Source organism: Pseudomonas sp. J452, assembly GCF_024666525.1.
Taxonomy (GTDB): Bacteria; Pseudomonadota; Gammaproteobacteria; order Pseudomonadales; family Pseudomonadaceae; genus Aquipseudomonas.
In genome coordinates this window covers 2,391,503-2,410,920 of record NZ_CP088294.1, presented here as the reverse complement: position 1 = coordinate 2,410,920, position 19,418 = coordinate 2,391,503, and the positions used below count along the sequence as shown (strand labels likewise).

Here is a 19,418-nt window from a genome sequence, read left to right as displayed (position 1 = left end):
CTTGCTGGCGATCAGGGGCAAACCACATCAGAACAGCATCGCGAGCAAGCTCGCTCCTACAGGTTATGCGGCGGGCATAACCTGTAGGAGCGCGCTCAATCGCCCAGGGCGGCCAGCTGGTCGGCCTGGAATTCCTGCAGCAACGGCTCGATCACCGCTTCCACGCCACCAGACAGAACGTCGTCCAGGCAGTAGAGGGTCAGGTTGATGCGGTGGTCGGTGACCCGCCCCTGGGGAAAGTTGTAGGTGCGGATGCGCTCGGAGCGGTCGCCGGAGCCAACCAGCAGCTTGCGCGTCTCGGAGATTTCCTTGTGCGCAGCGGCATCCTGCTGGTCCTGCAGTTTGGCCGCCAGCCAGGCCAGGGCGCGGGCGCGGTTCTTGTGCTGCGAGCGTTCTTCCTGGCACTCGACCACCATGCCGGTCGGCAGGTGGGTGATACGCACCGCCGAGTCGGTCTTGTTGATGTGCTGCCCACCGGCGCCCGAGGCGCGGTAGGTATCGACGCGCAGGTCGGCCGGGTTGATCTCGATCGCCGCCTGTTCGTCCGGCTCGGGCAACATTGCCACGGTGCAGGCCGAGGTGTGGATGCGGCCCTGGGACTCGGTTTCCGGCACGCGCTGCACGCGGTGGGCGCCGGACTCGAACTTGAGCTTGGCGTAAACATTGTCGCCCTCGACGCGGGCGATCACTTCCTTGAAGCCGCCATGCTCGCCGGGGTTCTCCGAGAGGATCTCGACGCGCCAGCCCTGGCGCTCGGCATAGCGCGAATACATGCGGAACAGGTCTCCGGAGAAGATCGCCGCCTCGTCGCCGCCGGTACCGGCGCGGATTTCGAGAAACACATTGCGCCCGTCCTTGGGGTCTTTCGGCAGCAGCATGCGCTGCAGGCGGCCTTCCAGTTCTTCCAGCTGCGCACGGGCGCTCGCGACTTCTTCCTCGGCCATCTCACGCAGATCCGGGTCGCTGTCCTTGAGCAGCGCCTGGGCGCCGGCGAGGTCGCCCTGCACCTTGCAGAACTCGCGGTAGGCGAGGATCACCGGCTCGACCTCGGCATATTCCTTGGAATAGGCGCGGAACTGGGTCTGGTTGCTGATCACTTCGCCGTCGCCAAGCAGCGCGGTAAGTTCCTCGTAGCGGTCCTGGAGGATGTCCAGCTTGTTCAACAGTGACGCTTTCATGATTTCGGCTCGCCCTCGTCGAGGGCAAAAAGTTCCTGGGCCACGGCCAGCGCATCGAGGCGGCCGTCGGCGGAGATTTTCTTCAGTTGCACGCTGGGCGCATGCAGCAGCTTGTTGGTCAGGCCACGGGCCAGCTGGGCGAGGACGTCTTCGGCCGGCGTACCGTTGTTCAGCAGGCGCTGAGCCTTGGCCAGCTCCTCGTCACGCAGGCGCTCGGCCTGCTGGCGGTAGGTTTTCAGCACATCCACCGCAGCCAGCGCACGCAGGCGCAGCATGAAGTCGTCGGCGCCGGCGCTAACCAACTGCTCGGCAGCCTGGGCGGCATCCTGGCGACTCTTGAGGTTTTCCTCGATGACCTCGTGCAGGTCGTCGACGGTATACAAATAGACGTCGTCCAGCTCGCCGACTTCCGGTTCGATGTCGCGCGGCACGGCGATATCGACCATGAAGATCGGCTTGTGCCGGCGCTTCTTCAGCGCCCGCTCCACCGCGCCCTTGCCGAGGATCGGCAACTGGCTGGCGGTGGAACTGATGACGATATCGCTGTTGATCAGCTCGTCGGGAATATCGGCCAGCAGGATGGCATGCGCGCCGAACTGCTCGGCCAGCGAGCTGGCGCGCTCCAGGGTGCGATTGGCGACGACGATGCGCTTGATGCCCTGGTCATGCAGGTGACGGGCAACCAGGCTGATGGTCTCACCGGCGCCGATCAGCAGGGCCTGGCTGCGGTGCAGGTCGGCGAAGATCTGCTTGGCCAGGCTGACCGCGGCGAAAGCCACGGACACCGGGTTCTCGCCGATGGCGGTGTCGGTGCGCACGGTCTTGGCGGTGCTGAAGGTGGCCTGGAACAGGCGACCGAGCAGCGGGCCGACGGTACCAGCCTCACGCGCCACGGCGTAGGCGGACTTCATCTGGCCGAGGATCTGCGGCTCGCCGAGGACCATGGAGTCCAGGCCGGAGGCGACGCGCATCATGTGCCGCACCGCTTCGTTGTCGCTGTGTATATAGGCACAGGCGCGCAGATCGGCGAGGTTCAGGCGGTGATAGTCGGCCAGCCACTGCAACACTTCGTCCGCCGACAGCTGCTCCTGCTCCAGGTACAGCTCGCTGCGGTTGCAAGTGGAGAGGATCGCCGCCTCCCGACTAGGGGTGACGCGACACAGCTGCTGCAAGGCCTCGACCAGCTGCTCAGGGGTAAACGCCACGCGCTCGCGAACGTCCACCGAAGCGGTCTTGTGGTTGATGCCAAGGGCGATAAAAGCCATGCAGGGTCGCTAACGGAAACGGGAGGCGCGCAATTGTCCTACGTCACCGGGGCGAGAACAACTGTCGCCGGCTATTGTCCCAACAGATCAAGTGTTCAGAGGCTGTGAAAAATCGAAGGCCGTCGCGAGGCCGTCACCGGGCGAGCGAAACAAGGCGCACTACGTGAAAGCGAGGGAGTTTGGCGAGCCAAATGACCGAAGCTTTTGCGTAGTGCAACGCAGTTGCAGCCGCTCGGAGGCGGCCGTAGCAGGCAAGCGATACTTTCACAGCCTCCCAGCACATCGCGGAACGGCCATGGCCCATTGGGCTTGCCAGAGCGCTTGTGTCATGATGCCGAGACCCCAGGTTAGTCGCTCTTACCCATGAATAAATCCTTCGCGTTGCTGACCGCCCTGCTGTTTGTCGGCGGCTGCCAGACACTGGCCCCCTCCTCTCCCGACGGCACTGTGCCCGTCGAGGAAACGGCTGCCAGCCCGACAGCGGAAAATCCCAAGGTGTACGCCTCATTCAATGAGGAAACCGTCTACAGCCTGCTCGCCGCCGAGCTGGCCGGGCAGCGCAATCGTTTCGACATTGCCCTCGGCAACTATGTTCAGCAGGCCAATGCGACGCAGGACCCGGCCGTTTCCGAGCGTGCCTTCCGCATCGCCGAGTACCTGGGCGCCGAGCAGGCCGCCATGGATACCGCGCTGATCTGGGCCAAGAACGCCCCAGACAGTCTCGAAGCCCAGCGCGCCGCCGCGGTACAACTGGCCCGTGGCGGGCGCTACGACGAATCCATGCTCTATATGGAGAAGGTCCTGCAGGCCCAGGGCGATACACACTTCGACTTCCTCGCCCTGTCTGCCGCGGAAACCGACCCGGACACTCGCAACGGCCTGCTGCAGAGCTTCGAGCGCCTGCTGGTGAAATACCCGGAAAACGGTCAACTGCTGTTCGGCAAAGCCCTGCTGCTGCACCAGGACGGCCGCGCCCAGGAAGCCCTGGAACTGCTCGAAGCGCATGCCGCCAGTGAAGAGGAAGTAGCGCCACTGCTGCTGCGCGCACGCCTGCTGCAAGGCCTGCAACGGGGCGACGAAGCCATCCCGCTGCTGGAGAAAGGCATCAAGCAGTTCCCCGACGACAAGCGCCTGCGCCTGGCCTACGCCCGCCAACTGGTCGAGCTGGAGCGCCTGGATGAAGCCAAGTCCGAGTTCGCCGGCCTGCTCCAGCAGTTCCCGGATGACGACGACCTACGCTTCTCCCTGGCCTTGGTCTGCCTCGAAGCAGAAGCCTGGGACGAGGCCATCATCTACCTGGAAGAACTGGTCGAGCGTGACAGCCACACCGATGCCGCACACTTCAACCTGGCACGCATCTATGAGCAGCGTGGCGACCTGGAAAGTGCCGTGATCGAGTACAACCTGGTCGGCCCCGGTGATGACTATCTCGCCGCGCAGTCCCGGCAGAACGAGATCCTGCTCGACAGCCAGCGCGCCGAGGAAGCTGCCAGCCGCCTGAGCAAGTCCCGTGAAAACCAGCCGGACTATGCGATCCAGCTGTACCTGATCGAATCCGAAGCCCTGGCCAATCGCGAGCAGCTGGAACAGTCCTGGCAACTGATCCAGCAGGCGCTGCAGCAGTTCCCCGGCGACACCAATCTGCTCTACACCCGCGCCATGCTGGCCGAGAAACGTGGCGACCTGCCTGGCCTGGAAAAGGACCTGCGCAACATTATCCAGCGCGAGCCGGATAACGCCTCGGCCCTGAACGCCCTCGGCTACACCCTGGCCGACCGCACCACGCGCTACACCGAAGCCAAGACGCTGATCGAGCAGGCCTACCAGCTCGACCCGGAAGACCCGGCCACCCTGGACAGTCTGGGCTGGGTCAACTTCCGCCTGGGCAATCTGCAGGACGCCGAGCGCTACCTGCGCCAGGCCCTGGAAAAATACCCGGACCACGAAGTCGCCGCGCACCTGGGCGAAGTACTCTGGGCCCAGGGCAAGCAGCGTGAAGCGCGCAAGGTCTGGGCCAGCGCCCTGCAAGCACAACCCGACAGCACCATCCTGCGCAGCACCCTGCTGCGCCTCACCGGTTCCGAGAAACCCTGATCCATGTTCCGTCAGCTTATCGTCATCAGCCTGCTTGCCCTGCTTACCGGCTGTGCCGGCTTCACCAACCGCGAGGCCATCGAGGGCCAGGGCGACCCGCAACTGTGGAAAGCCCACAAGGCGCAGATCAGCACCCTGGATGCCTGGCAGATCAACGGCAAGGTCGGCATTCGCGCACCCAAGGACTCCGGCAGCGGCACGCTGTTCTGGCTGCAGCGCCAGGACTACTACGACATCCGCCTGTCTGGCCCACTGGGTCGCGGCGCCGCGCGCCTGACCGGACGTCCCGGAGCCATTCTGCTGGAAGTGGCCAACCAGGGCCGCTATGAAGCCGAATCACCGGAAGCCCTGCTGGAAGAACAGCTCGGCTGGCGCCTGCCGGTCTCGCACCTTCTCTGGTGGGTGCGCGGCCTGCCCGCCCCGGACAGCAAGAGCCGGGTGACCCTGAGCAGCGACAGCCAGCTGGCGCGCCTGCAGCAGGATGGCTGGGACGTGGAATACCTCAGTTACGCCGAACAGAACGGCTACAGCCTGCCGCAACGGATCAAACTGCACGGCGAGAACCTCGACGTGACCCTGGTGATCAAGGACTGGCAGCCACGCCAGCTCGGCCAGTAAGCCTTTTTCAACGCACAACCTGTAGGAGCGAGCACGCCCCTACACAACGGCCAACCGAAATGACAGCCACCACAATTCCAGCCCACGCCGAACTAACCCTGCCGGCCCCGGCCAAACTCAACCTGATGCTGCACATCCTTGGCCGCCGCGCCGACGGCTATCACGAGCTGCAGACACTGTTCCAGTTCATCGACTACGGCGACCAGCTCGGCTTCGCCCTCCGCACCGACGGTGAAATCCGCCTGCACAGCGAGATCCCCGGCGTGCCCCACGACAGCAACCTGATCGTGCGTGCCGCGCGCCAGCTGCAGCAGCAAGCCGGCTGCATGCTGGGCGTCGACATCTGGCTGGACAAGCGCCTACCCATGGGCGGCGGCATCGGCGGCGGCAGCTCGGATGCGGCGACCACCCTGCTCGGCCTCAACCACCTGTGGCAGCTGGGCTGGAACGAAGAACAGCTGGCGCAACTGGGCCTCGGCCTGGGCGCCGACGTGCCGGTGTTCGTGCGCGGCCGCGCGGCCTTCGCCGAGGGTGTTGGCGAGCGCCTGCAGCCGGTCGAACTGGCCGAACCCTGGTATCTGGTCGCCGTGCCGCAGGTAGCCATCAGCACCGCCGAAGTTTTTGCCGACCCCGAGTTGACACGGAATACCCCGGCCATTACAGTTCGCAGCCTTCCCGCGGGGGGTGGTCATAACGACTGCCAACCGGTTGTCGAGAAGCGCTACCCAGAAGTGCGTAACGCTTTGAACTTGTTGAACAAATTTGTTTCAGCAAGAATGACCGGAACCGGAGCTTGTGTATTTGGGAGCTTCCCAAATCAGGCCGATGCTGATAAAGTCTCGCGCCAACTTCCGGCCACCCTGCCAAGTTTCATAGCACGTGGTTGCAATCGGTCTCCGGTGCATCTGCAGCTTGAAAAACTAGCAACGGAAGGGAATGCCTAGCATTCGGTTATACGATACAGGGGCGTCGCCAAGCGGTAAGGCAGCAGGTTTTGATCCTGCCATGCGTTGGTTCGAATCCAGCCGCCCCTGCCATAACCTCCCAGAGGTTACGTAAACCAGATCGTGCATTAGCGTTAACTCTACAGGGGCGTCGCCAAGCGGTAAGGCAGCAGGTTTTGATCCTGCCATGCGTTGGTTCGAATCCAGCCGCCCCTGCCATATATTCGAGAGCTGTTCAAAGAGCCTGGCTTTTTGAACAGCTTTTTAATTCATCGGACCCACCCTCAGGCAGGTACTGCGCGTGTCCAAGATGATGGTCTTCACGGGGAATGCTAACCCCGACCTGGCGCGTCGCATCGTGCGCCAACTGCACATCCCCCTCGGCGACGCCTCCGTAGGCAAATTCTCCGACGGCGAAATCAGCGCTGAAATCAATGAAAACGTTCGCGGTAAAGACGTCTTCATCATTCAGCCGACCTGTGCCCCGACTAACGACAACCTGATGGAACTGGTAGTGATGGCTGACGCCTTCCGCCGCTCCTCGGCTTCTCGTATCACTGCAGTCATCCCCTACTTCGGCTATGCCCGCCAGGACCGCCGCCCGCGTTCCGCCCGCGTGGCAATCAGCGCCAAAGTGGTGGCCGACATGCTGACCGTGGTCGGTATCGACCGCGTGCTCACCGTCGACTTGCACGCCGACCAGATCCAAGGCTTCTTCGATATCCCGGTAGATAACATCTACGGCTCCCCGGTTCTGGTGGACGATATCGAAGACCAGCGTTTCGAAAACCTGATGATCGTCTCCCCAGACATCGGTGGCGTGGTGCGTGCGCGCGCCGTGGCCAAGTCCCTGGGTGTTGACCTGGCGATCATCGACAAGCGCCGCGAGAAGGCCAACCACTCCGAAGTGATGCACATCATCGGCGACGTGGACGGCCGCACCTGCGTACTGGTCGACGACATGGTCGACACCGCCGGCACCCTCTGCCACGCCGCCAAGGCGCTGAAAGAGCACGGCGCCGCCAAGGTGTTCGCTTACGCGACGCACCCGGTACTGTCGGGCCGCGCCATCGAAAATCTTGAAAACTCCGTACTGGACGCACTGGTGGTGACCAACACCATCCCGCTGTCCGCTGCGGCGCAAGCCTGCACGCGTATCCGTCAACTGGATATGGCAGCAGTCGTGGCTGAAGCGATGCGTCGCATCAGCAATGAAGAATCGATCAGCGCGATGTTCCGCTAACGCGAACATCCCTGACGACCTGTGCCCCGCCGTTGTGCGGGGCTTTTTGCCCAACCGCCCGCACGCTGGTCGCAAGCGCAGCTGGCGGTTTGGTTATTTTGGAGAAGTGAAATGACTGTTGAATTTGCCCTGAATGCCGAAGCGCGTTCCGACCTGGGGAAAGGTGCGAGCCGCCGCCTGCGTCGTATCGCCAGCCTGGTACCGGCTGTTATCTACGGTGGCGAGAAAGCCCCGCAATCGATCAGCCTGCTGGCCAAAGACCTGGCCAAGCTGCTGGAAAACGAAGCTGCCTTCAGCCACGTGCTGACCCTGAACGTTGCCGGCGCTGCCGAAACCGTTCTGATCAAGGCCCTGCAACGTCACCCGGCCAAAGGCTTCGTGCTGCACGCTGACTTCGTTCGCGTCATCGCCGGCCAGAAGCTGACCGCCCACGTTCCGCTGCACTTCATCAACCAGGAATCCTCGGTTGGCGTGAAGCAGCAAGGCGGCGAAGTGTCCCACACCATCGTTGAAGTTGAAGTTTCCTGCCAGCCGCAAGACCTGCCGGAATTCATCAACGTCGACATGGCCAAAGTGGAAGTCGGTCAGATCGTTCACCTGTCCGACCTGACTCTGCCGAAAGGCGTCGAGCTGGTGGCCCTGGCCCATGGCAACGACCTGGCTGTTGCCAACATCCACGCTTCCCGCGTGAAGGATGAAAGCGCCGAGTAATTCTCTCGCCGCTCTTCCACAATCAGGGCTCCTGACGTGACTGCCATTCAACTGATCGTCGGCCTGGGTAATCCAGGCCCCGAATACGACCAGACCCGGCATAACGCAGGGGCCCTTTTTGTTGAGCGCCTGGCCGACCGCGAACGCGTCAGCCTGAGCCTCGATAAAAAGTATTTTGGCCTGGTGGGCAAATTCAGCCATCAGGGCCGCGACGTTCGTCTGCTCATCCCCACCACCTTCATGAACCGCAGCGGCCAGTCCGTAGCGGCCCTGGCGAATTTCTTCCGGATTGCTCCGGACGCCATTCTGGTGGCCCACGACGAACTCGACATGCCTCCCGGCGTCGCCAAACTCAAACAGGGTGGCGGGCACGGCGGGCATAACGGGCTGCGCGACATCATTGCCCAGCTCGGCAATCAGAACACTTTCCACCGCCTGCGGCTCGGCATCGGCCACCCCGGGCACAGCAGCCTGGTCTCCAACTTCGTCCTCGGCCGCGCTCCGCGTAGCGAGCAGGACCTGCTGGACACCAGCATCGATTTCGCCCTCGGCGTGCTGCCGGAAATGCTCGCTGGCGAATGGACCAAAGCGATGCACAAGCTGCACAGCCAGAAAGCTACCTAATCACTTTTCACCGCCTTATCGGCACGAGGGACACACCATGGGATTCAACTGCGGCATCGTCGGCCTACCCAACGTCGGCAAGTCCACCCTGTTCAACGCCCTCACCAAATCCGGTATCGCGGCAGAGAACTTCCCCTTCTGCACCATCGAGCCAAATAGCGGCATCGTGCCGATGCCCGACGCGCGCCTGGCCGCACTGGCCGAGATCGTCAAGCCCGAGCGCATCCTGCCGACCACCATGGAGTTCGTCGACATCGCCGGCCTGGTCGAAGGCGCCTCCAAGGGTGAAGGCCTGGGCAACAAGTTCCTCGCCAACATCCGCGAGACCGATGCCATCGCCCACGTCGTGCGCTGCTTCGAAGACGACAACGTGATCCACGTGTCCAACAGCGTCGACCCCAAGCGCGACATCGAGATCATCGAGCTGGAACTGATCTTCGCCGACCTCGACAGCTGCGAGAAGCAACTGCAGAAGGTCAGCCGCAACGCCAAGGGTGGCGACAAGGAAGCCGTGGCGCAGAAAGGCCTGCTCGAGAAGCTCATCCCCCACTTCACCGAAGGCAAGCCGGCACGCACCCTGCTGAAGGCCCTGGGCGACGACGAGAAGCAGCTGGTCCGTGGCTTTCACCTGCTCACCAGCAAGCCGGTGATGTACATCGCCAACGTCGCCGAAGACGGCTTCGAGAACAACCCGCTGCTCGACGTGGTCAAGGCCATCGCCGATGAAGAAGGCGCCATCGTCGTGCCGGTGTGCAACAAGATCGAAGCGGAAATCGCCGAGCTCGATGATGGCGAAGAAAAGGACATGTTCCTCGAAGCCCTAGGCCTCGAAGAGCCTGGCCTCAATCGCGTGATCCGCGCCGGCTACGAGCTGCTCAACCTGCAGACCTACTTCACCGCTGGGGTGAAAGAAGTCCGCGCCTGGACCGTCAAGATCGGCGCCACCGCCCCGCAAGCGGCCGGCGTGATCCACACCGACTTCGAGAAAGGCTTCATCCGTGCCGAAGTGGTCGCCTACAACGACTTCATCCAGTACAAGGGCGAAAACGGCGCCAAGGAAGCCGGCAAGTGGCGCCTGGAAGGCAAGGAATACATCGTCAAGGATGGCGACGTGATGCACTTCCGCTTCAACGTCTAAGCATTTGATAGCGCGCATAAATTTTCTCGAAACACGCTTGACAGCAAACGCTGCGACGAGAATAATGCGCGCCTCAAACGGCTACGTAGCTCAGTTGGTTAGAGCACGGCATTCATAATGCTGGGGTCCGGGGTTCAAGTCCCTGCGTAGCCACCAAACAAAACAAAGGCTTACCTTCGGGTAGGCCTTTGTGCTTTCTGGGGTAGTGACTACAAAGTGACTACGCCTTGCCTACACGCCAGCATCCTCAGACTTCAATTGCGCTACAAGGCGATCATTTTTGATCCCCCAGACTTTTGGTGCGGCATAGCCCACCACAAAAGACAAAGCCCAAATGCGAGCGAACGTTGATGGCGAGTCGTTAAGCATGCCAATGAAGTAGAGACCAAATACAAACCCTAGAACCCCACCAACGAAGAGCCGCATATTGATCCAAAGCCCTCTCGTTTCTTGTATTTCAGGTGGCGCAATTCTCAAATGCTCGGGTTCGGTTGGGGGGCCATCATGATCAATGGTTGCCAGAATGGCTTGAACCAAGCTGCCAATAACAGCCCCAAAGGTGCAAGCGAGCAGCAAAGCGATATCAAAAACAGTGAAGCCGAGCAGGTTGAATTCCATTTCGTAAGACTCCTTTGAATAGTCAACCAGCAGCCCGAAGCGGCTCAACTTCGTGCTCAATTTCTTCGCCAGCCTCTGCATATGTCGTCGCCAAAGCGTACTCAGTTTGCAGGTTCATCCAAAACTGAGCCGAGGTATCGAAGTAGCGACCCAGGCGAATAGCCATATCCGCAGTCACACCACGACGCTCGCGAACAATGTCATTCACGGTCGGAGCGGAGACGTGCAGAGCACGGGCTAGAGCAGCCGGAGCAATATCCAGCGGCTCAAGAAACTCTTCGCGCAGCACTTCACCTGGGTGAATGGGGCGCATGCCATTTACTGCCATGATTCCACCTCCTCAGTGGTAATCGACTATCTCAACACTCTCAGGGCCTGCTGCCGTCCATACGAAGCAGATGCGCCACTGATCGTTGATCCTGATGCTATGTTGACCGGCACGATTCCCGTGCAGTTGCTCCAACCTGTTCCCAGGTGGAGATCTAAGGTCTCGAAGCTCTACCGCAGCGTTGAGCATCGCCAGCTTTCTGGTGGCAACGTTCAGAACGCTCTTCCAGCGCCTGGAGTCTCCTGACTCGAACAGATTGAATCGCCCCTGGTTTTCTAGACACTCTCCAGTCTCTGGAAATAGCGCTTTTCAAACTCTACCGGCGACAGCTGGTTGTTGAAACCGTGCCGGCGTTTTGGGTTGTAGAACATCTCGATGTAATCGAACACATCGGCTCTGGCATCCTGCCTGGTGCTATAGATCTTTCGCCTGATCCGCTCCCGCTTCAGCAGCTGGAAAAAGCTTTCCGCTACCGCATTGTCATGGCAGTTGCCACGCCGACTCATGCTGCCAAGCAAGTTGTTGGCTTTCAGAAAGCTCTGCCAGTCGCCGCTGCTGAACTGGCTACCTTGGTCGGAATGAATCATCACTTCCTGCTTTGGCTTACGCCGCCAAACCGCCATCAGCAATGCATCAATAGCCAGATCGCTAGTCATCTGCGGCTTCATTGACCAACCGATTACCTGCCGCGAAAACAGATCGAGCACCACCGCCAAAAATAACCAACCCTCATAGGTGCGGATGTAGGTTATGTCCGTAACCCAGACCTTGTTCGGTTCAGTGACATTGAATCGACGCTCAAGATGATTCGGTGAGGCCACTGGAGGCTTGCCACCATAACGTCCTGGACGTCGCCGATACCCCGTCTGCGAACGCAGGCCTTCCTGGCGCATTAATCGAGCAACGCGATGCCTGCCGCACTGTTCTCCCAGCTCACGCAGGTCGTCATGGATTTTGCGGTAACCATAGACGCCACCGCTCTCTAACCAGGAGTGCTTGATCAAACCCAGCAGCCGCTGATCATCCTTTGCTCGTGCCGACTTCGGCTCAGCCAGCCAGGCGTAGTAGCCACTGGCATGAACTTTCAGGGTCAGGCACAGGCGGCGAACCGAATAGTCTGCGGATAGCTGACTAATGAAGGCGTACTTCAGCCGCACTCCTTGGCAAAGTACGCGGCGGCCTTTTTTAGGATGTCTCGCTCTTCGGTCACGCGCTTGAGTTCCGCACGCAGACGACGTAGCTCAGCGTGTTGATCGTCCTCTTGCGCCCGCTGTTCTTGGGGCTTGCTGTAGCGCTTCACCCAGGCATACAGGCTGTGTGTCGACATGCCCAAACGAGCAGCTACCTCAGCCACCGGCAGACCTCGCTCGGTCACCTGTTTGACTGCTTCGATTTTGAATTCTTCGGGATAACGCGGGTTGCTCATGGCACCTCCTAATGGGCCGTATTATGAGGCTCGGAGGTGTCTACGAAACTAGGGGCGATTCAATTTGATCCAGGGTCAGGAACGACAGCTCGGTCTGGTCGGTTTTGATCTGGCGGATCTTGGCCAAAGGATTGATGCCTGACCATGCACCCAAGCGGATCAGCTCGGAGAACACCGCCGACAGATAGCGTTGTTCATGGTTGACGGTCTGCGGCGACGCATCCTTGAGCCGGGTTTGGCGATAGCGAGCCCAGGCCAGGGCATCGAACTCAGAGGCTCGCGGATTACCCAGGCGCTCAACCACTGCCAGCGTCCGAGAAAGCCGGTGCTTTTCGTCTTTGAGTGAGCAGCCGTGCAGGGAATGCCAGAGGGTCACCAGATCCGAAAGCCGATCATCCAACGGGCGACCCGTCTGGTCGAGAGTGGCGAAAAAGTCGGATTCATAGCGCTGCGCCGCTGATTTGGTCAGAAAACCTTTCTTGCGGATACGACGCCCGGTGCGGCCATTCTCGTAGAAGTCAGCTGTCCATGTTTTGCCGTCTTTGCGTACCGTCATACCGCCCTACCCCACCGCACATGCCGTTCTTCGAGCAGATCCTTGATGTGCTTGTAGAGGTCACGCTCTCCCATTTCCTTTGCGGCGTAATGGTCGCGAATGACCGGCCAGCACTCCCAATTTTGCAGCCGGTCGAAAGCCTTTTTTGCCCCCACCTTTTCCCTTGCCAGCAGGCTGATGAAGTTGCCCAGGAACAGTTCGACGTTCTTGCCGGAGAAGCCGCGAGAGGTCTTGTAGTAGCGCTTGTACTCGGTCTCATCGAGCAGCGAATCGGCAGCGATATCGACCCGCACGTCATCACGCATCAGCGTCCAGATCGGCTCAAAGTAACCAGGGCGAGCCAGCAATTTGAACTGGCTGAGACCATAGCGCCAGAGGCCGTCCAGATGCCCCGAGAAGGCTGCAAAGGAGTCGGTTTCGATCAGTTGCCCGGTGTGCAGATCCACAGAGCCGCTGGCGAATTGTTGGATGACGGAGTGGTGATAGCGCAGCTCTACGCGCCAGACGTTTTGCTCGGGATCGTAGTTGTCCGGATCTAGATCGTCGAAGCTGTCACGGCGTTTCCAGACGCTCTCCCAGTAGTCCAGCTTGTCCGTGGCGCGGGCCTGTTCGGTCTTGTTGTAAATGGCGAGCTGGATGCCGCCTGCAGAGCCAAACATGGAGGTTTCGCCACGTCCGTAGACGCTGCTTTTGGTCGCCCAATGGATTTCGTTGATGCCGGAAATGTCGCGGTGCGTGCGCGCTTTGCAATGCAGGCGTGCGACCAGATCCACCGGAGGCGTCCAGCCCTGGAGATCCAGCGCGAGATGCACGGCGCATTGATTGCGCTCTACATGGGTCAGCAGGTGAGAGGCATAGAAATCCATGCGCTCTTGCAGGCGCTCAGGGGAGAAGGCATCGATGGCATGGGGTGATACTTCGATTTTCAGGTGTGGGCCAATGGCGTCCAGCTTGGCGTTGAAGTTCTTCACCAGCAGGACGAAGCCCAGATCGGCGTTCTGCAGCTTGTACTGGTAGCCGGAGTCCCGCCCTACCCGTCCCGAGTGCCAGCGCTGGCCAGCGAAGTCGACTATGACGCCTGGGGTCTCAAACAGCGCCATGATTTCCGGGCGGATCATGCCCCGGTAAAGCTGGCGGACGGTATCGACGCCGCAACGGAGCAGGCGAACGCCTGACAGGTCGACGAATCCAACTTTGCCCGGATCAACGAAAAGGCGACTTTCCGGAGAAAGCGCTCCGGTCAGTTGGTCAATGCGGTAGAAGTCTTTTGCCTTAGCCATTGTTTGCCCATCACTCTGGTTTAATGTGGTTCTTCATTTCTGTCTTTCTGACGTGTTACAGGGACGTCAGCGGGCGCTCTTTGGCGCCGCGCTCGTCCCTCGCGAATGGCGCCTAAAAGCGCGCCGCTTCGCTTGTGGTTCACCATAGGAATTGACCCTTCACATACGGAACACCGATCACGGTGGTGCCTTCCTGAGCCTGCTGGCCGGGTGCTTGTGGGTGTTCCTGGGGACGCTGCTGCCGATCGGCGAGCATCGGATTACGCTCGCTGCCGGGGTCGGGTCGTGCCGGATCGAACGCGCCGTGTTCGACGGTGTTCTTGCAGTACGAGAATGAGGTTTTGTGCCAGGTGCCTTGCTGGCTGAAACACTCGCAGATGTAGGCCCGTTCCCCCGCGCTGATTACCCGGTAGCGGCCTCGGTTGCGTTCGATGTAGCTCTCGTCCGAACTCATCACGCACGACAACTTGGGGTAGGTCTTGGGCTTGGTCAGCTCGTCATAAATCGGCGCGGAGCTGGGGATGTCAGGAATCCGCGGTGTACGCAGGGCAATGTATTTCTCAGGGGTTATGCTGCCTTCCGCCTTGAGGTTGCCCACCGGGTTGATCAGTGAGCCGACCGAGCTTTTCACCTGCTCGGCTAGGCCTTGCTCGGCTACTGGCGCGCCCTGCTCGGCGGGGGTTTCCTGCTGGCCATCGGCATAGCGCTCGTAGGCACGAAACAGCATGAAGCCGGCCCCAAGGATCACACAGGCGGCCAAGATGAACTTGGTTGGCAGCTTGGTCTGGAAATGGTGCTGGGCGTTGCTGCTGGTGTAGACGCTGAAAAACTTCTTATCGAGGCGGATGGTTTTCTTGTCGGCATCCTTGAAGCTGGTTTTGACCTCAACCTTTTCGATCACCGCTTCGGACTCAAAGCGCAGCAGTTGCTGGGACTTGAACACCCGCCAGTAGTGAATGTGCCCGTTGCACAGGCGGCGCAGGTGCACGTCGATATAGCGCGGGTCTTGGGTGACCAGATGCACCTCATGGCCTTGATGGCGCATGGTTTCGAAGCGGGTGATGTGTTCCGGTGGCCGGGCGCGAGAGTCACGGGCACCGAACCAGCCCTGGGCCTCATCCACCACGACGATGGCGTCTTGTGGCAGCTCAAACCACTTTTCCGGGTCTTCAAACTGAAACCAGCTGGCTTTGAGCAGCTCCGGTTTCAGGCCGTTGATGTTGTGGAAGTAGACCGGACGGCCTTCGTTGAATGCCTTCTGATCCACTTCGCGGATGGTGTTCAGGGTCTTGCCGTGGCCGGGCTTGCCGGTGCGGATATAGAGCATGGCTGCGCCTCCTTATGCTTCGATGGAGGTGCCGCCCGGCTTGCGCCAGACCTGTGCACGACGAAGGTCACGGGCACGATCCAAACCAGCAAGAACCAGCCGAGTGGTGACCGCTGCCAGGAAGATGTTGACCGCTATATCGATCTTGGCCAGACCGAGAATCTGCTGGATCACGACCGTGGTTTCACCCATGCGCGCGGTGATGTAGTCGGTGACCTGTTCCAGCAGGACGTTGTAGCCAACGTAGGAGACGAAGCCGATGCCGATCAGGCGAAAAGCAAAATTGATCAGCGGTTGCAGCATCAAAAAAATCAGTTGAACAGCCCAGAGCCAAAGTGGCATGACTAACCTCCTGCGGCACGGCCGACATAGACGGCAAAGAAGATCCCGGCAGCGGCGACGATCAGGTAACTGAGGTCGGTCGCCAGCTGGCACAGGGGTTCATAGGAAAATTGGAAGGTGCGGCCACCGGCTGAGGTCAGGGCGACCGATTCGGGTGACGGGCAGCCGCTGGGGAGAAAGCGCGTGCCCTCGCTGAACATAGAGCCGAGGTCGACCTCCTCGTCTGCCACAGCTTTGAATTCAGGCTGATTGAGGAAGTCTTTGATGTCGCCTTCCTGGCTGGGATAGTCCATCGCCTTTTGATCGGCGCAGTACTCATCCTTTTGGAAACGCAGGGTGGCGCACTGGATGGCATCGCCCGAGCAGGCCAAACCCACATTGCATTCCATGCCGGAAACCGTACCGGTATCACCACCAGAATCGCCGCCCCCGGTATCACCCCCACCCGTGTCGCCGCCGCCAGTGTCACCACCACCGGTATCGCCACCGCCCGTGTCACCGCCACCCGTGTCGCCACCATCGCCGCCATCACCACCAGGGCAACCGGCTGCATTGGGATCAGCCACGCAGGGATCGGGCGGCGGCGTGCAGCCCTCAGCGGAGGGGTTTGCAATGCACGGGTCTGGTGGCGGGGTGCAGCCTTCGCCAGTGGGATTGACCTCGCAGGGATCAGGCTCAGGGGGCGGAGGTATATCGGGAACGGGCTCATTGGAGCCGGAAGAACAGGCCGCGCCGCTGAGGTTGTAAGCGACGTTGGCGAAGATCACTTCGTACTTAGGATCGGTATCCGGCTGGCCGAAAAAGTCTTGCCCGGTGCCTTGAGCATCTAGGTTGCCGAGGCAGCCGCTAAAGCAATACGCGGGGGGTAGATCGTAGCCAAAGGGGGTAAAGCTGGAGTCACCGACTGCTACCTCTTCGCGACCCAGAGGCCAGGTTAAGGATTGGGTATCACCCGCCTCGCAACTTTCCTTGATAAGAGGGCAGGAACCTTCAGCACGGCAGGGATAGCCCTGATAGGTATACATCTGATTATCAGAGTTACGGCGTACATCGAAGACGCATACAGAGTCACCGCTATAAGGATGGGCAGCGACGACAGTGACAGGCGGCGTTTGCGCATTGGGGTGCGCCTGAACATCCGGAATCGCAGCGTCACAGGCCGCCTGCGCGGTGGCGAAGTAGATGTCGGGACGATGTGCCAGCGAGTAGGTGAAGTCAGCCGAAGCCGTGGCCGAGAGTAGGCACAGGGCAACCAGGGAGCCGAGGCGAAGCAGTAGACGGTGCATGGTCATATCCGCCCAAAGAAGACCGCCCACAGTGCGGCAGCGGTGATGATCAAAACGAACCATTCGAGAGACATGGCGACACCCGGAGAACTGGCCAGAAAAGAAAACCCCGCCGAGGCGGGGCTTGCTTGCTCGGCACATGACGTGCGGTTGCTGGGGTTACAGGGCGCGGCGCATGTACTTGAACGCCACCGCCGCGACGATCACGCCGAACACGGCCCAGCCGATGGTGCCGACGTCGGTCTTGGCGGTATCCAGGGCATCGGTGGCGCCAGTCGGGACAGCGGCGTAAGCCTGCTGGATGGACAGGAGGCCGACTGCAGCAGCGGCGCCGAGGGAGCGTTTCAAGTTTTTCAGGTGTTGATTCATGGGGTGTTACCTCGCTATTTCAGGACTTTTTTCAGGACGAGGAAGCCGAACACCAGGGCGAACAGAACAATGATTTCGCCTTGCAGCTCGGCCACCTGATCCCAGGTGAGAGCAGTGCCGTAGAGCGACTGCATTTCCTGTTCAGTGAGGGAAACCAGCGAGCCGGTGCAAATTGCTTCACCACCGGCACCGACCGACCAGCTCCCCTCACAGGCCAGGAAATTCATAGGGGGCTCCGGCAGCGCGGGCACGCCTGAATCAGTCGCCAGTCACGCGCCGGGGCGCAGTCGTGGCAGTGATTGCAGAAGATGCGAACCATCGGAGCGCCCCGTTAATCAGGCTTTGGCGTCAGCGGGTTTAGCCGCAGGTGCCGAGGTCTGGGGGCTGGCTGGAGTGGTCGCCTGGGGCTTCACCGACTCGATGTGCAAGGCGAGATTTTTGCCCTTGTTCTGGCCGCCACGGGCCACGTCGAAGGTGATGCGCACCAGTTGCAGCGGCTCGAAGTTGGCACCGGCTGCAAAAACCTCTTCAGCGGCATCATCGGCAATGGCCATGCCGATGATGGAAAGACCGTGTTCGGTTTTGCCATCGGGCTCATCGCCGTAAAAAATCTTGGCGTATTTGGCGTCATCGACCTGAGTCATCTGAGTGCCGAGAAATGCGACTTCCATAGTTGAACGTGCCATCGGTTGTTACCTCACTAGTTGCGCCTAATTGCGCGGTTTTGCCTTTCTGCAGGCCGAGCGATCCCGACAGGCAAACTTCGTTAAAAGTTTTTGGCCTGCAGGCAGTACGGCTTGCGGTGCTTGGTTAGTGGTTTCTACGCTACAGCAGCGGTGCTAAAGCTCTCCAATGGGGAATCTTCATCACCGTAAATGCCACTCTGGAACAATGTGTGACGCTGGGGTTTTCACCCGTTTTCGTAATTAACTCCCTCAATAACTGGACTCAAAACACCAAGGGCCTCGCCCTTGTCATCCCGCTTCGCCACCGTCGCCCGCGACTGGCGGGCCAGTCCCGGACGCCGGAGGCGATGGATTGGCCGGGGGATCGGTTGGGGCCGTGCAGGACTCAACCACCGATTGCATGGAGTGGGTGAAGGTCGATTCGATCAGGTCAGCGACTTCAACCAGTTGCCACGTGCTCAAGCCCGTACCGAGGGCAATGCCGATCACGATAGGGATCGACCATTCGCCCATGAGCGCGATCAGGCAGCGGGCCATATAGAAAGACCGGCTCATTCGCCCGCCTCCTGATCGTCGCTTGGCTCTTGGAACTGCACAGCCAGCCTTGCCAGCTCGGAGCAGGCATTGCAGCCGCAAAAGCTACCGCCGCACTTGGGGCAGTTTTCACGGCCGTGGTGCCGTTCGGAGGTGTAAGGCTCGACGTGGCTGCAGTCCTGGCACAGCACGTAACCATCGGTTTGCTCAGCGGCAGTGCTCATGGATTCAGCCCTCCAGCGTGAACGGTTCGTGGATTGGCACGAAAGGCGTGGGTTTGCCCGTGGTGAAGCACTCGCGCCAGTACTGCGGCGGGCGCAGGCTGGGCGTGTGTTTCGCGCAGAGAAAGGCAGGGGTCACCTTCCAGACACCACCGACCTTTTCCGCAGACACGGGGCGGCACTGGCCACATGGTGTTGATTGGGATGGAGCGAGCGACGGCGAATGACGACGGCACCAACAGACAGAGCAGTCGCAGTCCTGGGTATGTGTGGGCTTGTACGGGCTCATGGGAGGACGCCTTATTCATCGGCGTAGTCCCCAGCGCAGAACACGGTTTTGCCACGGTCGAGGTCGCGGCGGATGCGGTGCAGGTTGATCACACGACGGCGCCCAACCTTGACGGTTGGGAGGGTGTAAGACTCAACCCATCCACGCACCACGTCCGGGGTGATCAGGTCGGTGCCGAACATATCCACCAGCACTTGCTGTGAGCAAAGCGGCGCGTCGCGAAAATCAGTGACGCGCTCGGGATTCCCCTCAAACGAAAGCCCCACTACCCCAGACTGTTCCATGCAAAAGTCCCTATAATCGGTGCAATATCACTGTACCGAGTGGAATATCTCCACATC

24 protein-coding genes, 3 tRNA genes and 1 pseudogene are annotated in these 19,418 nt (G+C 60.5%); 10 read left to right on the top strand and 18 right to left on the bottom strand.

The features are described from left to right. Positions 1-95: 95 nt before the first annotated feature. Together prfA and hemA are read right to left on the bottom strand one after the other, a co-directional pair. A complete protein-coding gene (gene prfA, locus LRS11_RS10955) occupies positions 96-1,178 on the bottom strand; it encodes a peptide chain release factor 1 (RefSeq protein ID WP_260496822.1) in 1,083 nt (360 codons plus the stop codon). Further along, positions 1,175-2,443, bottom strand: coding sequence for a glutamyl-tRNA reductase (gene hemA, locus LRS11_RS10950; RefSeq protein WP_173203942.1), 1,269 nt, complete (start codon positions 2,441-2,443; stop codon positions 1,175-1,177). The genes prfA and hemA overlap by 4 nt, the downstream gene beginning before the upstream one ends. Before the next feature lie 363 nt (positions 2,444-2,806). On the opposite strand from hemA, the gene LRS11_RS10945 reads away from it, so the two are divergent. The 10 genes from LRS11_RS10945 to LRS11_RS10900 all read left to right on the top strand — a co-directional run bounded on the left by LRS11_RS10945 (position 2,807) and on the right by LRS11_RS10900 (position 9,971). Further along, positions 2,807-4,537 (top strand): tetratricopeptide repeat protein, encoded by a 1,731-nt coding sequence (locus LRS11_RS10945; RefSeq protein ID WP_260496821.1) that lies wholly within the window; start codon positions 2,807-2,809, stop codon positions 4,535-4,537. 3 nt (positions 4,538-4,540) lie between these two features. After that, the gene (lolB, locus tag LRS11_RS10940) at positions 4,541-5,155 is read left to right on the top strand and encodes a lipoprotein insertase outer membrane protein LolB (RefSeq protein ID WP_173203938.1); all 615 of its coding nucleotides are present in this window, start codon (positions 4,541-4,543) and stop codon (positions 5,153-5,155) included. Between the two features lie 59 nt (positions 5,156-5,214). Further along, positions 5,215-6,099 carry a 4-(cytidine 5'-diphospho)-2-C-methyl-D-erythritol kinase gene (gene ispE / locus LRS11_RS10935; protein ID WP_260496820.1) on the top strand — a complete coding sequence of 295 codons (885 nt, stop codon included), beginning with the start codon at positions 5,215-5,217 and terminating at the stop codon, positions 6,097-6,099. A gap of 18 nt (positions 6,100-6,117) precedes the next feature. Then, positions 6,118-6,192: transfer RNA gene (locus LRS11_RS10930), tRNA-Gln, on the top strand. A 51-nt stretch (positions 6,193-6,243) separates the two neighbouring features. Beyond that, positions 6,244-6,318: transfer RNA gene (locus LRS11_RS10925), tRNA-Gln, on the top strand. Positions 6,319-6,400: 82 nt separating this feature from the next. Then, a complete protein-coding gene (locus LRS11_RS10920; protein ID WP_260496819.1) occupies positions 6,401-7,342 on the top strand; it encodes a ribose-phosphate pyrophosphokinase in 942 nt (313 codons plus the stop codon). A gap of 111 nt (positions 7,343-7,453) precedes the next feature. Continuing rightward, positions 7,454-8,053, top strand: coding sequence for a 50S ribosomal protein L25/general stress protein Ctc (locus tag LRS11_RS10915; protein WP_260496818.1), 600 nt, complete (start codon positions 7,454-7,456; stop codon positions 8,051-8,053). 36 nt (positions 8,054-8,089) lie between these two features. Beyond that, positions 8,090-8,677: an aminoacyl-tRNA hydrolase gene (pth, locus tag LRS11_RS10910; protein ID WP_260496817.1), complete on the top strand. Its 588-nt coding sequence runs from the start codon at positions 8,090-8,092 to the stop codon at positions 8,675-8,677. 37 nt (positions 8,678-8,714) lie between these two features. Then, a complete protein-coding gene (ychF, locus tag LRS11_RS10905) occupies positions 8,715-9,815 on the top strand; it encodes a redox-regulated ATPase YchF (RefSeq protein ID WP_260496816.1) in 1,101 nt (366 codons plus the stop codon). 79 nt (positions 9,816-9,894) lie between these two features. Further along, a tRNA-Met gene (locus LRS11_RS10900) sits at positions 9,895-9,971 on the top strand. Positions 9,972-10,046: 75 nt separating this feature from the next. Here LRS11_RS10900 and LRS11_RS10895 read toward each other — a convergent pair. The 16 genes and pseudogenes from LRS11_RS10895 to LRS11_RS10820 form a co-directional block, all read right to left on the bottom strand. Then, complete coding sequence (locus tag LRS11_RS10895) at positions 10,047-10,433, bottom strand: hypothetical protein (RefSeq protein ID WP_260496815.1); 387 nt, start codon at positions 10,431-10,433, stop codon at positions 10,047-10,049. A 22-nt stretch (positions 10,434-10,455) separates the two neighbouring features. Then, positions 10,456-10,761 (bottom strand): HigA family addiction module antitoxin, encoded by a 306-nt coding sequence (locus tag LRS11_RS10890; RefSeq protein WP_260496814.1) that lies wholly within the window; start codon positions 10,759-10,761, stop codon positions 10,456-10,458. A gap of 12 nt (positions 10,762-10,773) precedes the next feature. Further along, positions 10,774-11,016: a type II toxin-antitoxin system RelE/ParE family toxin gene (locus tag LRS11_RS10885; protein ID WP_260496897.1), complete on the bottom strand. Its 243-nt coding sequence runs from the start codon at positions 11,014-11,016 to the stop codon at positions 10,774-10,776. 20 nt (positions 11,017-11,036) lie between these two features. After that, a protein-coding gene (locus LRS11_RS10880) for an IS3 family transposase (RefSeq protein ID WP_260493668.1) occupies positions 11,037-12,187 on the bottom strand; the annotation gives its coding sequence in 2 pieces (ribosomal slippage) (positions 11,037-11,944 and positions 11,944-12,187; 1,152 coding nt in all). A gap of 49 nt (positions 12,188-12,236) precedes the next feature. Further along, positions 12,237-12,743: pseudogene (locus LRS11_RS10875) on the bottom strand (integrase); the annotation flags it as partial. Next, complete coding sequence (locus LRS11_RS10870) at positions 12,740-14,023, bottom strand: hypothetical protein (RefSeq protein WP_260496813.1); 1,284 nt, start codon at positions 14,021-14,023, stop codon at positions 12,740-12,742. The gene LRS11_RS10870 and the pseudogene LRS11_RS10875, both read right to left, overlap by 4 nt. A gap of 139 nt (positions 14,024-14,162) precedes the next feature. Then, the gene (locus tag LRS11_RS10865; protein WP_260496812.1) at positions 14,163-15,350 is read right to left on the bottom strand and encodes a zonular occludens toxin domain-containing protein; all 1,188 of its coding nucleotides are present in this window, start codon (positions 15,348-15,350) and stop codon (positions 14,163-14,165) included. Between the two features lie 12 nt (positions 15,351-15,362). Continuing rightward, on the bottom strand, positions 15,363-15,692 hold the full coding sequence (locus LRS11_RS10860; RefSeq protein WP_260496811.1) for a DUF2523 domain-containing protein: 330 nt from the start codon (positions 15,690-15,692) through the stop codon (positions 15,363-15,365). Between the two features lie 2 nt (positions 15,693-15,694). Further along, on the bottom strand, positions 15,695-16,978 hold the full coding sequence (locus LRS11_RS10855) for a virulence factor TspB C-terminal domain-related protein (RefSeq protein ID WP_260496810.1): 1,284 nt from the start codon (positions 16,976-16,978) through the stop codon (positions 15,695-15,697). Between the two features lie 159 nt (positions 16,979-17,137). After that, a complete protein-coding gene (locus LRS11_RS10850) occupies positions 17,138-17,347 on the bottom strand; it encodes a major capsid protein (protein ID WP_260496809.1) in 210 nt (69 codons plus the stop codon). 14 nt (positions 17,348-17,361) lie between these two features. Then, positions 17,362-17,574, bottom strand: a complete 213-nt coding sequence (locus LRS11_RS10845) for a hypothetical protein (RefSeq protein WP_260496808.1) — start codon at positions 17,572-17,574, stop codon at positions 17,362-17,364. A 108-nt stretch (positions 17,575-17,682) separates the two neighbouring features. Next, a complete protein-coding gene (locus tag LRS11_RS10840) occupies positions 17,683-18,033 on the bottom strand; it encodes a hypothetical protein (protein WP_260496807.1) in 351 nt (116 codons plus the stop codon). Between the two features lie 288 nt (positions 18,034-18,321). Beyond that, on the bottom strand, positions 18,322-18,588 hold the full coding sequence (locus tag LRS11_RS10835; RefSeq protein ID WP_260496806.1) for a hypothetical protein: 267 nt from the start codon (positions 18,586-18,588) through the stop codon (positions 18,322-18,324). Then, positions 18,585-18,791 carry a hypothetical protein gene (locus tag LRS11_RS10830; protein ID WP_260496805.1) on the bottom strand — a complete coding sequence of 69 codons (207 nt, stop codon included), beginning with the start codon at positions 18,789-18,791 and terminating at the stop codon, positions 18,585-18,587. Before LRS11_RS10830 ends, LRS11_RS10835 begins: the two co-directional genes overlap by 4 nt. Before the next feature lie 4 nt (positions 18,792-18,795). Next, positions 18,796-19,077, bottom strand: coding sequence for a DUF5447 family protein (locus LRS11_RS10825; RefSeq protein ID WP_260496804.1), 282 nt, complete (start codon positions 19,075-19,077; stop codon positions 18,796-18,798). Between the two features lie 11 nt (positions 19,078-19,088). Further along, a complete protein-coding gene (locus LRS11_RS10820; RefSeq protein ID WP_260496803.1) occupies positions 19,089-19,361 on the bottom strand; it encodes a DNA-binding protein in 273 nt (90 codons plus the stop codon). Positions 19,362-19,418: the final 57 nt, after the last annotated feature.

What these genes read in the sequence shown, in the direction of transcription:
- LRS11_RS10860 (WP_260496811.1), bottom strand. Translation starts at nt 15,692, where the DNA reads ATGCCACTTTGGCTCTGGGCTGTTCAACTGATTTTTTTGATGCTGCAA.
- LRS11_RS10825 (WP_260496804.1), bottom strand. Translation starts at nt 19,077, where the DNA reads ATGAGCCCGTACAAGCCCACACATACCCAGGACTGCGACTGCTCTGTC.
- LRS11_RS10870 (WP_260496813.1), bottom strand. Translation starts at nt 14,023, where the DNA reads ATGGCTAAGGCAAAAGACTTCTACCGCATTGACCAACTGACCGGAGCG.
- ispE (WP_260496820.1), top strand. Translation starts at nt 5,215, where the DNA reads ATGACAGCCACCACAATTCCAGCCCACGCCGAACTAACCCTGCCGGCC.
- LRS11_RS10945 (WP_260496821.1), top strand. Translation starts at nt 2,807, where the DNA reads ATGAATAAATCCTTCGCGTTGCTGACCGCCCTGCTGTTTGTCGGCGGC.
- LRS11_RS10845 (WP_260496808.1), bottom strand. Translation starts at nt 17,574, where the DNA reads ATGAATTTCCTGGCCTGTGAGGGGAGCTGGTCGGTCGGTGCCGGTGGT.
- prfA (WP_260496822.1), bottom strand. Translation starts at nt 1,178, where the DNA reads ATGAAAGCGTCACTGTTGAACAAGCTGGACATCCTCCAGGACCGCTAC.
- LRS11_RS10895 (WP_260496815.1), bottom strand. Translation starts at nt 10,433, where the DNA reads ATGGAATTCAACCTGCTCGGCTTCACTGTTTTTGATATCGCTTTGCTG.
- LRS11_RS10850 (WP_260496809.1), bottom strand. Translation starts at nt 17,347, where the DNA reads ATGAATCAACACCTGAAAAACTTGAAACGCTCCCTCGGCGCCGCTGCT.
- LRS11_RS10915 (WP_260496818.1), top strand. Translation starts at nt 7,454, where the DNA reads ATGACTGTTGAATTTGCCCTGAATGCCGAAGCGCGTTCCGACCTGGGG.
- LRS11_RS10855 (WP_260496810.1), bottom strand. Translation starts at nt 16,978, where the DNA reads ATGCACCGTCTACTGCTTCGCCTCGGCTCCCTGGTTGCCCTGTGCCTA.
- lolB (WP_173203938.1), top strand. Translation starts at nt 4,541, where the DNA reads ATGTTCCGTCAGCTTATCGTCATCAGCCTGCTTGCCCTGCTTACCGGC.
- LRS11_RS10890 (WP_260496814.1), bottom strand. Translation starts at nt 10,761, where the DNA reads ATGGCAGTAAATGGCATGCGCCCCATTCACCCAGGTGAAGTGCTGCGC.
- LRS11_RS10830 (WP_260496805.1), bottom strand. Translation starts at nt 18,791, where the DNA reads ATGAGCACTGCCGCTGAGCAAACCGATGGTTACGTGCTGTGCCAGGAC.
- LRS11_RS10840 (WP_260496807.1), bottom strand. Translation starts at nt 18,033, where the DNA reads ATGGCACGTTCAACTATGGAAGTCGCATTTCTCGGCACTCAGATGACT.
- LRS11_RS10865 (WP_260496812.1), bottom strand. Translation starts at nt 15,350, where the DNA reads ATGCTCTATATCCGCACCGGCAAGCCCGGCCACGGCAAGACCCTGAAC.
- hemA (WP_173203942.1), bottom strand. Translation starts at nt 2,443, where the DNA reads ATGGCTTTTATCGCCCTTGGCATCAACCACAAGACCGCTTCGGTGGAC.
- LRS11_RS10835 (WP_260496806.1), bottom strand. Translation starts at nt 18,588, where the DNA reads ATGAGCCGGTCTTTCTATATGGCCCGCTGCCTGATCGCGCTCATGGGC.
- LRS11_RS10820 (WP_260496803.1), bottom strand. Translation starts at nt 19,361, where the DNA reads ATGGAACAGTCTGGGGTAGTGGGGCTTTCGTTTGAGGGGAATCCCGAG.
- ychF (WP_260496816.1), top strand. Translation starts at nt 8,715, where the DNA reads ATGGGATTCAACTGCGGCATCGTCGGCCTACCCAACGTCGGCAAGTCC.